The organism is Mucilaginibacter glaciei, assembly GCF_014773245.1.
GTDB classification, from domain to species: Bacteria; Bacteroidota; Bacteroidia; order Sphingobacteriales; family Sphingobacteriaceae; genus Mucilaginibacter; species Mucilaginibacter glaciei.
Genome location: NZ_JACWMX010000001.1, coordinates 701,030 through 714,310, shown reverse-complemented (window position 1 = coordinate 714,310; position 13,281 = coordinate 701,030). Strand labels below are relative to the sequence as shown.

Below are 13,281 nucleotides of genomic sequence, written 5' to 3'. Positions count from 1 at the left end.
AACATTGTCGGTTGTGTTAACATAACATTAACGCAATATGAGCAACTGGTCAAAAACAGAATCACTAAAATATCTTCAAGAGAAAGTAAAAGAAGTAAGGACAGCCATGCTGACCACATACACAGCCGAACATGGGTTTAGCAGCAGGCCTATGGGCACCGCCGATATCGATGAAAATGGCGATATATGGTTTTTCACCAACGAATATTCACCGAAAGTAAGCGAGATCTCGGTAGAGAATACGGTATCGTTAACTTATTCTGATGGCGCTAACAATACTTATTTGAGCATCGTTGCCGAAGCTACGTTGGTAGACGATAAGGCAAAAATGAAGGCCTTATGGAATCCTTTTATTCAAGCATTTTTCCCTGAAGGAATCGATGACCCAAAAATCACCTTGCTCAAAATGAGCCCTACCGATGCCGAATACTGGGATAGTAGCAGTAGTAGTATGGTAGTGCTTTTTAATATGCTGAAAGCGGTAGTCACAGGCAAGCAATATGACGAAGGCAAACACGGCCAAATAGAACTTTAATACATAAAGTTCTGATAATATTACCAAGAAGGCAGATGGATAATCTGCCTTTTTTGTAATATTGGCTAATGAATTACCAGGACACATTAGCATTTGCAACCGAGCTCGACGCACAAGACCAACTTGGCGGTTTTCGCAATGAATTTTTGATCCCAAAACATAACGGGAAGTATGCCATATACCTATGTGGCAACTCGCTGGGCCTGCAACCAAAAACGGCCAAATTATATCTTCAAGATCAGCTTAATTCTTGGGAAACATTAGCCGTAGAGGGTTGGTTTCAAGGAGATGATCCCTGGCTGGCTTATCATAAAAAACTTATTGGCCCGCTGTCAAATATTTTGGGGGCAAAACCGGCAGAGGTAACGGTCATGAATTCGCTTACAGTAAATCTTCATTTACTCATGGTAAGCTTCTATAAACCAACAGGTAAAAGGTATAAAATACTTATGGAAGCGGGGGCATTCCCTTCAGATCAATATGCGGTAGAAAGCCAGGTACGCTTTCATGGGTTCGACCCGGCAGATGCTATTATTGAGGTAAAACCCCGTGAGGGCGAAAGCACATTACATACTGCTGATATCATTAAATTGATTGACGATAATGCAGACGAGATTGCCCTGGTCATGTTCAGTGGGATAAATTATTACACAGGCCAGTTTTTTGATTTAGAAACTATTGCCGCTACTGCGCATAAAGCGGGCGCCTACGCGGGTTTCGACTTGGCGCATGCAGCAGGCAACGTGCCTTTGCAATTACACGACTGGGGGGCTGATTTTGCCTCTTGGTGCTCTTATAAATATATGAACTCCGGCCCGGGAGGTATAAGTGGTGTTTTTGTAAACGAAAGGCACTTTACAGATACCACACTGAATAGATTTGCAGGTTGGTGGGGTTACCGCCATGATCAACGCTTTTTAATGGCGCAGGGCTTTCAACCCGAAGTTGGTGCGGAGGGATGGAATGTAAGTACGGCGCCTATTATGCTGATGGCCTTGCACAAAGCTTCCCTGGATATTTTTGAGAAAGCGGGCGGGGTGCCGGCGCTGCGCGCCAAAAGCGAATTACTTACCGGGTACCTGGAATATATGATCAAACAGGTCAACACCAACTTTGGTGACGACGTTTATAAAATCATCACGCCAACTGACCCCGCCGCCCGTGGTTGCCAACTATCTGTAGTTTGCAAAAGAAATGCAAAAGCTATATTTAATTATTTGGCCGATAACGGTGTGATAGGCGACTGGCGCGAACCGGATGTTATCCGTTTAAGTGCCGTACCATTATACAACACGTTTACAGATGTTTATGAATCCGCTCAACAATTAGCAAATGCGTTAAAAGCCATTAATTAGCTTTATGATCTATTATAATCCAAAACTGTGGTTCTCTTTTATATTTAAGATAGATAAAGCCGATACCTTGCGTAAGCTTTTCCCGCTGATAATTTCGGTAGCTGCATACGCGGGTATAGTTACCTTTTTGTTGTTGGATGTTTTGCATGTTACCAAGGATAGTATATTAACCAGGGTGATCTACATTCATCAAACCATTGGTTTTGTATTCTCTTTATTACTCGCTTTTCGGATCAACTCAGCATACGACAGGTGGTGGGAAGGGCGCAAAATATGGGGGAGCCTTACTAATAACAGCCGCAATCTGGCTATTAAATTAAAGCATTTAGTGGATGATGATTCTGCATCTTTTTTTGAATACGCAATTCCTTTATACAGCCGCGTATTAAGGGATCACCTGCGAGATTCTTATACCTATGAAAAAGATAGCATTATTGCTATTGATGCCAATAAGCATGTACCTAACCAGGTCGCGTCATCAATAATAAAAGAGGTTTACAAGTTAAATAAAGCAGGGCAGATAAACCCGGAGCAATTGGTGAGCATAACGGCAGAAATCACCTCATTTACAGATATTTGCGGCGCGTGCGAACGTATCAAAAAAACACCAATACCGTTCTCCTACAGTGTATTTATTAAAAAATTTATCTTTACTTACATCGTTACGCTGCCATTTACATGGGCATTCGATTTGAAGTATTTTATCATGCCGATAATTGGATTCATCCTATTTGTTTTTACCAGTATCGAATTGATAGCCGAAGAAATTGAAGACCCATTTGGCATTGACGCGAATGATTTACCACTGGATAACATCTGCGAAAATATTGAAAAACATGTGGGCGAGATATTTGCTTAGCTATTATGCTTAAGATAGCTTACGACCCCATTTACGCGCACCCATTGCCACCCGGCCATCGTTTCCCGATGTTGAAATACGAGTTGATACCTGCCCAACTCTTACATGAAGGGGTCATATCTGAAGAGAACATATTTTCACCGGACGCGGTTGAAGAGTCTGCGATAGTGCGTACACATAAAGAAGCGTACTGGCATCAGCTGCGCGATTTAACGCTCCCGCCAAAGGAACAGCGCCGTATCGGTTTCCCGCTATCTGCACAATTGATAGACCGCGAAATGAGGATAGCACAAGGCACTATCGATTGTTGCCGCTACGCAGCTGAATTCGGTTTAGCTTTTAACGTGGCAGGAGGCACACATCATGCAGGCAGCAACTGGGGAGAAGGTTTCTGCATGTTAAACGACCAGGCTATAGCTGCTAATTACCTTTTAGATGATAACTTAGCACAATCAATCTTAATTATAGATTTAGATGTACACCAGGGAAATGGCACTGCCGAAATTTTTGAAAAAGAAAACCGGGTGTTTACCTTCTCAATGCATGGTGACAAGAATTTCCCTTTCAGAAAAGAACATTCCGATCTGGATATCCCTTTAGATGATGGCACGAATGATGAGTTGTACCTGAGTCTGTTAAAGAATGCTTTACCGGCACTGATAGATCAACAAAAGCCCGACTTTATTTTTTATTTAGCGGGAGTTGATATCCTGGCATCAGATAAGCTGGGCAAGTTATCTCTAACAAAAGAAGGCTGCAAAGAGCGCGACCGGTTTGTATTTGAACAATGCCGTCGACATCAAATATCCGTGCAGGTAAGCATGGGAGGGGGCTACTCGCCGGATATTAAGGACATTGTAGAGGCGCATTGCAATACCTACAAGATTGCAAACGAACTTTATTTTTAAAAAGCAGTTTTAGGCATGGAAGCTTGATGCCGTTTGCTAATAAGCTGAAAACGAAAAAACAGCATAATTGAAGCTGACATTAAACCGCAAACTAAGCCATACCAAACGCCTGTTACACCGATGCTTAGATGGATGCCAAGCAAATAACCAATAGGCAGGCCAATTACCCAATATGATATAAAAGTGATTAGGGTGGGGACGTTTACATCACCCATTCCGCGCAGAACGCCCAACCCTATAACTTGGGTACCATCAAATAACTGGAAAAATGCCGCTACAATAAGTAACTGTTGTGCAATTGCAATTACATTACGGTCCGATGTGTAGATCCAAGGCAATATATGATTGCAAAGGGTAAATATAACGGCCGTACAACTCATAAAAACAATCACAATGTGATAATTGGATATAGCTGATAGCCGCAGATTACGATGATCGCCGGAGCCGAAGTAATTACCCGACCGGATAGCCGCTGCCGATGAAATGCCGCTCGCCATCATATAGGTCATGGCGGCTAAACTTATAGCCACCTGGTGGGCCGCTTGTTCTACCGCTCCAATACTTCCGATGATAATTGCCGCACCGCCAAATGCACTCACTTCGAATGTATATTGCATGGCAACGGGTGCACCAATTTTCAAGATCTGTAAACCGCGTACCCGGTCGATATTTTTAATGGCAAAGGCCGTCAAATAGCTTTTAAAGTTGTTGGACCTGAATACATAAAAGCCCATCACTATTGCCATCAATATTCGGTCGATAAGGGTGCTGTAGCCAACACCGCTTATCCCCATTGCCGGAATCCCAAACATGCCCTTTACTAAAACTATACCAACAATTATGTTAAGCACATTACCCCAGATACTTATCTGCATAGCTTGTTTGGTAAAGCCCAGGCCTTCGGCAAATTGTTTAAATGTGCTGAATATAAGTAATGGAATAATTGATAAACTCAATAAAAACAGAAATGGTTTTGCTTGCGCAACTACCGCAGGTGCCTGATGAAGTTTATCAATAAATGTTATCACCCCAAAATAAACGGCGCAGAAAAGGATGATGCCGGCAATTATGTTTAAAAATAAACTGTTAGATAACAGTTTGCCGCATTCAGCAAAATTTTTTCGTCCGTTATGCTGGGCTATTAAAGGTGTAATGCCGTAGCTGATACCCACTCCAATAACCAGCGGGACTAAAAATATGCTGGTTACCAGTGATACTGCTGCCAAAGCTGTTGTACCGGCAAAATGGCCTACTATAACTGTATCAGATATTTGTACAAGTGTGTGGCCCAATTGAGATATCACAACCGGGATAGCGAGTTTTAAGCTGTCTTTATAGTAAGGTTTATATTTATGGAAGGTAGCTTTCATACTTAAGGGTTGCAAAAGTAATGAAAGCGGGTTAAATGCCGGTGAACTTCTTATTAAATCAGGATGCAGTATAAAATTCTTCTTTCTCGGTAGTATGTACGCGGATAACGCCGGTAAGTACTAAATTAACCAACACACGCTGCGCACGGCGGCGGCCAATGTTCAGTAGTTCACAAAACTGCTTTACAGTGATCCGTTCTGTTTTATCTAAGTGTTCTAAAAGGGCCTTTTCTTTTGATGAATATTCTATTAGAACACCCTGGTTACTGGCAGATTGCTTGAGAACTTCTACCACAATTTTACTGGCCAATACACTTTTATCTTTCACACGGATATACACCCACCATTTCCCATCTTCGGCTAAAGCGTAGTGTGGCTTATCCCGACTTTCAGGAATATCGACCACCAATACCAGCTTATCATCATAATAAACCTCTTCAAAAATAGGTTCGAGGGCAGGGCGTGCGAAAAAATGGGCGGCCTTTGTGATCATGTAGCGCTCTTCGTCTTCAGATTTTACCCCTTTGATCGTGCCGTCGTCTAAAACACCAATGAGCAGCCTGCCGCCAACGTTGTTAGCGTACGAAACCATCGTTTTTGCGATTTTTTCGCAACTGGTAATAGTCTTCTTAAAATCAAGTGATACACCTTCGCCTTCTAAGATCTGTCTCCGTAAGTTCATCTGCTAAATCTCCTTTAATCTTTCAGGTAGGGTGAATAAATTTGCATCCAGCGCTCTGGATTTTTTATTTCTGTAAATCCGAACTGACTGTACAACCCATGCGCATCCAGGGTTGCTAACGACCATCTTCGTAATTCTTGTAACTCATCATGAGCCAAAATAGTTTGCACAAGCCACTTTGAGATGCCCAATCCACGATGAGCTGGCAATACAAACACATCACAAACGTAAGCGAAAGTGGCTTTATCGGTAACCACCCGTGCAAAACCAGCCTGTTCATCGTTTTTATAGACGCCGAAACAAATTGAGTTAGCTAACGAGGTTTCAAACTTGTCGTACGGCAGTCCCTGCGCCCAATACGAGTCATTCACCAGGTAAGCGTATATTACATGGGATTGTAATAAAGATCTATCTGTCGATATTTTGAAGCCCTTTTTTTGAAAGGCAGCATCGTTCATAAATACGGACATAGGCTATAATAACTTTTTTGAAAAACCCAGATCGCGGATGTAAATCTCATTATATAGTGAAGCACAAAGCTCGCCATCTTTATTAAACACTTCTATCGGGAATACCTTTTTATACTTTCCTAAAACAATTAGGGTCTCTTTTGCGTGCGCTATATCTTCGTCAGTTAGCTTAAGTTCAAAAAACAGATCACCTAAGCCCGGTTTCAAAAAATCTATCTTAGACGACTTAGACCAAATTCTCAGTTTTCTATTACCACTATGGTTTAATGTTTGGTTAAAAAGCACTGGTAAAAACGGATCGGCCGCTGCAAATATTGTCCCTCCAAATATCGACCCGTTATAATTTCTGTTGATGAGGCTTTTATTGATCTTAACGCGAACGCTCTTAAAATCATTCCCAAACCCAACAACCCAAATGCGTTGAAGCAGGAGAGGGGGGTAGAGGCGCATAAGCCACTTAAGCGTGTTTTCTGATACAACCAGCATCGTTAAATATCAGAAAAATATCGGTTATATTTCAATCAGACAACATAAAACTGAAGTTTCTAAACAATCGCACCAAAGCTAAATATGGGATAAACTTCAATGCTTTGCACGTTAATAAAACAATTTGGAATACAAATGGTTATAATTAATCAAACGAGTGTGAACTTTAAACTAATATCTATGAAAAAGCAAATGTTAAGTTTCGCGTTAGTCGCGACAATGATCGGTTCAGTAGCAATGGGTTGTAGTTCAGAGAAAGCAGCAGGCAGTGGTTCAGACAGTACAAAAACTGATTCGACTGCGACTATGAGTACACCAACAACTACTCCAACTGATACAGCGAAAAAGGATACAATGACCAGAGATACTACTAAAAAAGTGCCTCAATAAGTTTTAGAACTTTAAAAAAATGTCCGGCAAAAATTTGCCGGACATTTTTTTTGATTCTCTTGTTAATTAAAAAGCTGTTTTTATCAAGCCACCATCTGCACGCAAAGTTGCACCATTGGTGGCTGCAGATAAAGGGCTGGCAATATAGGTGACCATGTTGGCAATTTCTTCCGGAGTAAGGAAGCGCTTAATGATTGATGTTCCGCGCATGTTTGCAAAAAATTCCTTTTGCATTTCCTCGCAAGGTTTACCTTGATCTTTGGCAAGGCTCTTCATAAAATCTCCAACACCTTCAGATGCTGTTGGGCCTGTAAAACAGTATTTACGGTTACATCACTATTTACCGTAAGCTCGGCCAAGCCGCGCGCTACAGCAATTTGTGCGGTTTTAGTTACACCATAATGGATCATTTCAGCAGGGATCTGGTAGCCAGATTCGCTGGAGATAAAAATGATGCGCCCCCAATTTTTCGCCAGCATTTTACCCAAATAAGCTCTTGATAAGCGCACACCACTTAATACATTCACCTCGATAAATCTCAGCCATTCCTCGTCGGGGATATCTTTATATTCTTTTGGATCAAAAATCCCTACATTGTTGATCAGTATATCAATCTCCGGTAACCGGCCAATTAGGTTATCGACTTGCTTCACATCAGCAAAATCAGCCACAATACCTTTTACATTTTTGTTGCCCGTATCAGTTATTATTTTTTCTACAGCTTTATCGATTCTTTTCTGTGTGCGCCCATTAATATAAACGATAGCGCCTTCGGCAGCTAATGCTTTAGCGAATTGCATATCCAATGCCAGCGGTGGATCCCGTCACCAGGGCTGTTTTTTTGTCGATTTTTAAATCCATAGTAGATGGTTATTTTATTTAATAAACAACATTAACCAAAATAAGGTCAAGATTGTTAAGACAGTATTACAAGATGGAACAGGATTGACAAAAAAGTGTTAACCAAACAAAAGGATGATAAAAGTATATTACTCATAATTAACATTATGTTAAGTTATAATTTAATTTAATAGCCCATACACTATGTATGGGCTATTAAATTATGTCCCCTATTATTTAAGGTCGTCCATTTGTTTATTTATTTTGGCTATGTTGACAGTGTCTTGTTTCCCTTTATAATAGGTAAGTAAGTTATTTAACGCATCCTTTGATTTAGGATTTAATTCAACTGCTTTTACTAAATATGGCCTTGCCAGTTCAAACTGCGCCTTAGCTTTTAACATTGCTGCATCGTATTCTTTTTGCTTGTTTGCAGGTAGTTTACCTGCAGCATTGTAGGTTTCAATAGCGGGGCTGATAATCACATACCCCATGCTCATATTCGCTTCAAAATAATTAGGATCTATTTCTATCGCTTTTTTAAATTTTTCTGCCGCTTTACTAAAATTATCAGTTTTCTTAGCTAATAAAGCATTTTTCGCTGCTACGTCTTTCGTTTTTGAAGCTTGCTCCGTTTGGTTGTCGCCATTTATCATGTAAACTAAACCGGCAGAGTAATAAAGCTCTTTATTTTTGGGGTTTGCAGTTATTGCTGCCTCCGTCCTTTCAAGCAACTCTTTGGTCTTACCTAACTGTAAGCTCATAGCTATTTCATTCTTTCTCATTTCTGAGTTTTCAGGAAATCTGGCTAAACCTTCTGTTACGGCCTTTAATGCGCTGGCGGTATCTTTATTCAATAAATAAATAGACGACAGATCACCGTAAATTTTTTCTACTCCCGAATATTTAGTTGTGACTAACTTGCTATAATTTGTAGCAGCAGCGGCATAATTTTTAGCATTTAACGCAGCAAGGCCTGTGTAGTACATACCGATAGTATCTTCAGGAGCCGACTGGCGATAATAATCGAATGCTTTATAAGCATCGTCATATTTGGCTGCTTTATAGTAATTTACACCTCTATTTAGCTGATAGTTGGCTAATATAGCGTTAGCGTTGTCGGTAAGTCTTTTAAACTCGCCTTTTGTATCTAATTCTTTAGCCTTTTTTAAAGCATCGGCACTGGTGTTAAATAATGGTGTAGATGTTGTAGCTATCGTATCAATAGAAGCAAGATTTGCATAAATCGCGCTTTTTAAAGCAAAGGTTTGCGGCAAAGCTGAAGTCTTATCATTAGCAGATGCTTTATCAATTGATGCTTTTGCAGATACCAGGCTTGGCATAGCCAATTGTGTTTGTTTAGCTGCATTAAAAGTTTCAAACTTGTCTAAATTACTTTGCGCAGAGCTCAACTCACCTTTTTGTGCGAAGGTTGTTGCAGAAATCAAGCCTAATAGACCCGTCATCAAAAATTTGATTTTCATTAGTATTTGTTTTTAGTGTTAACTGCCATCAGATACATACATACCGATGGTGAATTTATATTCTATTAATTGGTAAACTGTTCTAACCGGTCATTAACTCTTCGCAACTGATTTTGGTTGCCTGTTTTAGTATAAGCTAATTGCAACAATTCCAAACATTTTTTATCGGAAGGTGCCATCTCATTTGCTTTCTCTAACCACAATATAGCGCTTGTTATATTTTTCCCATTATCATTAGCCTTCAACGCGCTCTGTTTAAAGTAAAGCAGGCCTAAATTAAGAACCGGCTCATAAGCCGCTCCGTTAAGCTCAATGGCGCGCAAATATAAAGACTCGGCCTTGTTATAGGCATTTAAACGATCATAACAATTTGCCGCCACAAAGGTAACATCCGGGCTATTGGGGTTGTTATCAAGCAAATCGCCCAACAAGGGCTCTAACGATTTATAATCTCTTTTGTTATTGTAGATATTGGCTTCGTCCTGTAATAACTGCTTATCGGCGGGCAATAATTTACGGCCTTTTTTTAATATTTGTAAGGCCATGGCGGTATCACCCATTAATTTATAAACAGCCGTTGCAGCCTGAAAATACTCAATTTTGGTACTATCTGTTTTGATTAAGTTGCTGTAATACTTTGCAGCATCCTGCAGGTTACCCTGTTTGTTGTTGGCAAATGCGATGTAGGAATTAATAGCCTTAAAATCGGGAGAGTATTTTTTAGCCTGCGTAAAAGCTGTAGTGGCTTTTGCAAAATCGCCAATTTTAGTGAATTTAAACCCGTTACGAATATAAGTGTTAGTTAAACTTCGCCTGGAGTAATCCAACTCCGACTGAAATTTGAAGGCCTTTTGCTTTTCAGATAGCCTATCAAACAGACCAGCTGTCTTATCCAAAAAATCGTCGGGCTGGTTGAGCTTGTTTAAAGAGTCGGTGTACAGGATGCTTGAGTTGACAATTAGCCTATAAATGTTTTTTTCAATATCTGAAGAATCCGATCTGGTTACGATCAAACTATCTGCCGATTTTTTTGCACGGGATAAAAAAGCAAGGTCATTTTTTTGCTTATAAAAAGCAAGGTTGTTTACCACAACCTTTAAAGCTTCTGTTTGTGCAAAAGCGAAAGATGTAGTAAACAACACTAAAACCAATAACCCTATTTTACGGCTATACTGCATTTATTTATTCTTCAGTTTTATTATCGTCGCCTTTGGGCTCCTCCCCTTCGGCTTTTTCCGGTGTTTCAGTTTCAGAAGCTTCGGCAGATGGTTCAATTAATTCACCATCAGCAATAACCACATCATCCGTTTCTTCATCGTCGTCATGGTCAACCGTTGCCACTGATGCTATTTCGTCGTTGCCCTTAAGTGTGATTAACCTAACCCCTTGTGTAGCGCGACCCATGGTGCGTAATTCAGCCACTGCAATGCGGATAATGACACCAGATTTGTTGATAATCATCAGGTCTTCTTTATCAGTAACACCTTTTATGGCAACAAGTTTTCCCGTTTTATCAGTAACGTTAAGGGTTTTCACACCTTTACCGCCACGATTAGTTACCCGATAGTCTTCAATATCGGTACGTTTACCGTAGCCTTTTTGTGATACAACTAATACGGTAGTTTCTTTATCATCAATACTGATCATACCTACCACTTCGTCATTATCACTATCTAAACTAATACCCCTCACCCCTGTGGCAGTACGGCCCATTGGCCTCACAGTCGACTCGTTAAAGCGGATAGCCCTACCCGATTGCAGCGCCATTACAATTTCGCTGCTGCCGGTTGTTAATGTTGCCTCTAATAATGAATCACCTTCATTAATATTAATGGCATTGATACCATTAGCACGCGGACGGGAATATGCTTCTAAAGATGTTTTCTTGATAACACCTTTACGGGTACACATAATGATAAAGTTATTCTCCAGGTATTCCTTATCCTTAAGTGATTTTAACTTGATGTAAGCCTTAATGTTTTCCTCTTTAGGGATATTGATGATATTCTGAATAGCACGGCCCTTAGAAGTACGCGTACCTTCCGGTATTTCGAAAACACGTAACCAGAAACATTGTCCGCTTTCTGTGAAGAACAGCATGTAGTTGTGGTTACTTGCTATCAATAAGTGCTCAATAAAATCGGCATCGCGGCTATTACTGCCTATCGATCCTTTACCACCCCTGCCCTGCCTGCGGTATTCCGTAAGCGAGGTACGTTTGATATAGCCCTCGCGGGATATGGTGATCACAACATCCTCATCCTCAATAAAGTCTTCGGTTTGCATTTCTGCCGATGAGTGCACCATTTCTGTTTTACGCTCATCACCGTATTTATCACGAATCTCCACCAATTCGTCTTTGATGATCTGCATGCGCAGGCCTTCATCAGCTAAAATTGATTTTAAGTACTCTATTTGTTTCATCAAGACATCGTACTCATCACGGATCTTATCACGCTCCAGGCCTGTCAAACGCCTTAAAGTCATATCCAATATAGCACGCGCCTGGATATCGCTCAAGCCAAACTGGCTCATTAATCCTTCACGGGCTTCATCAGGCGTACTTGATGCACGAATAAGCTTGATAACTTCATCTAAATGATCGAGTGCTATCAGCAAACCTTCTAAGATGTGGGCACGCTTTTCAGCCTCGGCCAATTCAAATTTAGTACGGCGGATAACTACCTCATGCCTGTGCTCAACAAAATGATGGATAAGATCCTTCAGGTTAAGCAGCATTGGCCTGCCATGTACCAGCGCAATATTATTTACACTGAACGAAGTCTGCAGAGCGGTATATTTATAAAGATTATTTAATACGATAGATGCATTAGCATCGCGTTTGATTTCATAAACAACACGAATACCTTCGCGGTTACTTTCATCGCGGATGGCAGAGATACCTTCCAGTTTTTTATCATTAACCAATTCGGCGGTGCGTTCGATCATTAGCGCCTTATTTACCTGGTAAGGTACTTCGGTTACAATAATACGCTCACGTTCGCCATTATAAGTCTCAATTTCGGCACGGGAACGGATCACGACGCGGCCACGGCCTGTCTCCAATGCCTCGCGCGGGCCTTCATAACCGTAAATAATGCCACCTGTAGGGAAATCGGGGCCCTTAACATGGTTCATTAATTCGCTAACCTCTATCTGTCGGTTGTCTATTAAAGCAAGTGTGGCGTTAATAATTTCAGTTAAGTTGTGGGGCGCCATATTAGTAGCCATACCTACCGCTATACCAGATGCGCCGTTAACCAGTAAGTTAGGGAATTTGGCAGGCAACACAGTCGGCTCTTCTAAAGAGTCATCAAAGTTCAGTTGGAAATCGATGGTATCTTTATTGATATCGGCCAGCATTTCTTCGGCAATCTTTTCCAGCTTGGCCTCTGTATAACGCATTGCTGCAGGCTCATCACCATCAATAGATCCGTAATTACCCTGCCCGTTAACGAATGGGTAACGTAAGCTCCAGTCTTGTGCCATACGCACCATAGCATCGTAAACAGATTTATCGCCATGCGGGTGGTATTTACCCAGCACCTCACCTACTATACGTGCTGATTTTTTGTGCGATTTGTTATTATACAAACCAAGGTCAAGCATGCCGTAGAGCACACGCCTGTGAACGGGTTTTAAACCGTCGCGAACATCGGGCAAAGCCCTTGATACGATAACCGACATTGAATAATCAATGTATGCGGCACGCATCTCCTCGTCAATATTTATAGATATTATTCTGTCTTCGTTCTGTGGAGTTTCGTTTCCTGTATCTTCAGCCATTGTTTTTCTTAGTGGAAAATTTGATCTGTTACCGTTTATAAAATTGGTTATTTAAACGACCTGCGAAGTTAAGCATTTATATGGTTTAACCTTGTTAATTTTGCTAACATTTAAAC

14 protein-coding genes are annotated in these 13,281 nt (G+C 40.9%); 5 read left to right on the top strand and 9 right to left on the bottom strand.

Annotated elements, in window-relative coordinates:
- The first annotated feature begins 37 nt into the window (after positions 1 to 37).
- The 4 genes from IDJ76_RS03265 (at position 38) to IDJ76_RS03250 (ending at position 3,657) form a co-directional block, all read left to right on the top strand.
- A complete protein-coding gene (locus IDJ76_RS03265) occupies positions 38 to 535 on the top strand; it encodes a pyridoxamine 5'-phosphate oxidase family protein (protein WP_191160667.1) in 498 nt (165 codons plus the stop codon).
- A 68-nt stretch (positions 536 to 603) separates the two neighbouring features.
- Positions 604 to 1,890, top strand: coding sequence for a kynureninase (kynU, locus tag IDJ76_RS03260; RefSeq protein ID WP_191160665.1), 1,287 nt, complete (start codon positions 604 to 606; stop codon positions 1,888 to 1,890).
- A 4-nt stretch (positions 1,891 to 1,894) separates the two neighbouring features.
- Positions 1,895 to 2,749, top strand: coding sequence for a bestrophin family protein (locus tag IDJ76_RS03255; protein WP_191160663.1), 855 nt, complete (start codon positions 1,895 to 1,897; stop codon positions 2,747 to 2,749).
- A gap of 5 nt (positions 2,750 to 2,754) precedes the next feature.
- The gene (locus IDJ76_RS03250; RefSeq protein WP_191160661.1) at positions 2,755 to 3,657 is read left to right on the top strand and encodes a histone deacetylase family protein; all 903 of its coding nucleotides are present in this window, start codon (positions 2,755 to 2,757) and stop codon (positions 3,655 to 3,657) included.
- On the opposite strand, the gene IDJ76_RS03245 is transcribed toward IDJ76_RS03250, so the two are convergent.
- Genes IDJ76_RS03245 through IDJ76_RS03230 form a run of 4 tightly spaced genes read right to left on the bottom strand, consistent with a single transcriptional unit; the run spans position 3,654 to position 6,665 of the window.
- Positions 3,654 to 5,027: an MATE family efflux transporter gene (locus IDJ76_RS03245; protein ID WP_191160659.1), complete on the bottom strand. Its 1,374-nt coding sequence runs from the start codon at positions 5,025 to 5,027 to the stop codon at positions 3,654 to 3,656. The two genes, IDJ76_RS03250 and IDJ76_RS03245, sit on opposite strands and share 4 nt — an antisense overlap.
- Positions 5,028 to 5,085: 58 nt before the next feature.
- Positions 5,086 to 5,709 (bottom strand): AlbA family DNA-binding domain-containing protein, encoded by a 624-nt coding sequence (locus IDJ76_RS03240; RefSeq protein ID WP_191160657.1) that lies wholly within the window; start codon positions 5,707 to 5,709, stop codon positions 5,086 to 5,088.
- A 14-nt stretch (positions 5,710 to 5,723) separates the two neighbouring features.
- Positions 5,724 to 6,179: a GNAT family N-acetyltransferase gene (locus tag IDJ76_RS03235; RefSeq protein WP_191160655.1), complete on the bottom strand. Its 456-nt coding sequence runs from the start codon at positions 6,177 to 6,179 to the stop codon at positions 5,724 to 5,726.
- A gap of 3 nt (positions 6,180 to 6,182) precedes the next feature.
- Complete coding sequence (locus IDJ76_RS03230) at positions 6,183 to 6,665, bottom strand: DUF4442 domain-containing protein (RefSeq protein WP_317173933.1); 483 nt, start codon at positions 6,663 to 6,665, stop codon at positions 6,183 to 6,185.
- A gap of 180 nt (positions 6,666 to 6,845) precedes the next feature.
- On the opposite strand from IDJ76_RS03230, the gene IDJ76_RS03225 reads away from it, so the two are divergent.
- Entirely contained in the window at positions 6,846 to 7,055 is a 210-nt protein-coding gene (locus IDJ76_RS03225) for a hypothetical protein (RefSeq protein WP_191160653.1), read from the top strand.
- A 66-nt stretch (positions 7,056 to 7,121) separates the two neighbouring features.
- Here the strand turns inward: IDJ76_RS03225 and IDJ76_RS20950 are convergent, their stop codons facing one another.
- The 5 genes from IDJ76_RS20950 to gyrA form a co-directional block, all read right to left on the bottom strand.
- Positions 7,122 to 7,331: an SDR family oxidoreductase gene (locus IDJ76_RS20950; RefSeq protein ID WP_262892208.1), complete on the bottom strand. Its 210-nt coding sequence runs from the start codon at positions 7,329 to 7,331 to the stop codon at positions 7,122 to 7,124.
- A complete protein-coding gene (locus IDJ76_RS03220; protein WP_262892207.1) occupies positions 7,328 to 7,855 on the bottom strand; it encodes an SDR family NAD(P)-dependent oxidoreductase in 528 nt (175 codons plus the stop codon). Before IDJ76_RS03220 ends, IDJ76_RS20950 begins: the two co-directional genes overlap by 4 nt.
- 273 nt (positions 7,856 to 8,128) lie before the next feature.
- Positions 8,129 to 9,379, bottom strand: a complete 1,251-nt coding sequence (locus tag IDJ76_RS03215) for a tetratricopeptide repeat protein (protein WP_191160651.1) — start codon at positions 9,377 to 9,379, stop codon at positions 8,129 to 8,131.
- A gap of 65 nt (positions 9,380 to 9,444) precedes the next feature.
- Positions 9,445 to 10,557 (bottom strand): tetratricopeptide repeat protein, encoded by a 1,113-nt coding sequence (locus IDJ76_RS03210; protein WP_191160649.1) that lies wholly within the window; start codon positions 10,555 to 10,557, stop codon positions 9,445 to 9,447.
- Positions 10,558 to 10,561: 4 nt separating this feature from the next.
- Complete coding sequence (gyrA, locus tag IDJ76_RS03205) at positions 10,562 to 13,165, bottom strand: DNA gyrase subunit A (protein ID WP_191160647.1); 2,604 nt, start codon at positions 13,163 to 13,165, stop codon at positions 10,562 to 10,564.
- Between the last annotated feature and the right edge of the window lie 116 nt (positions 13,166 to 13,281).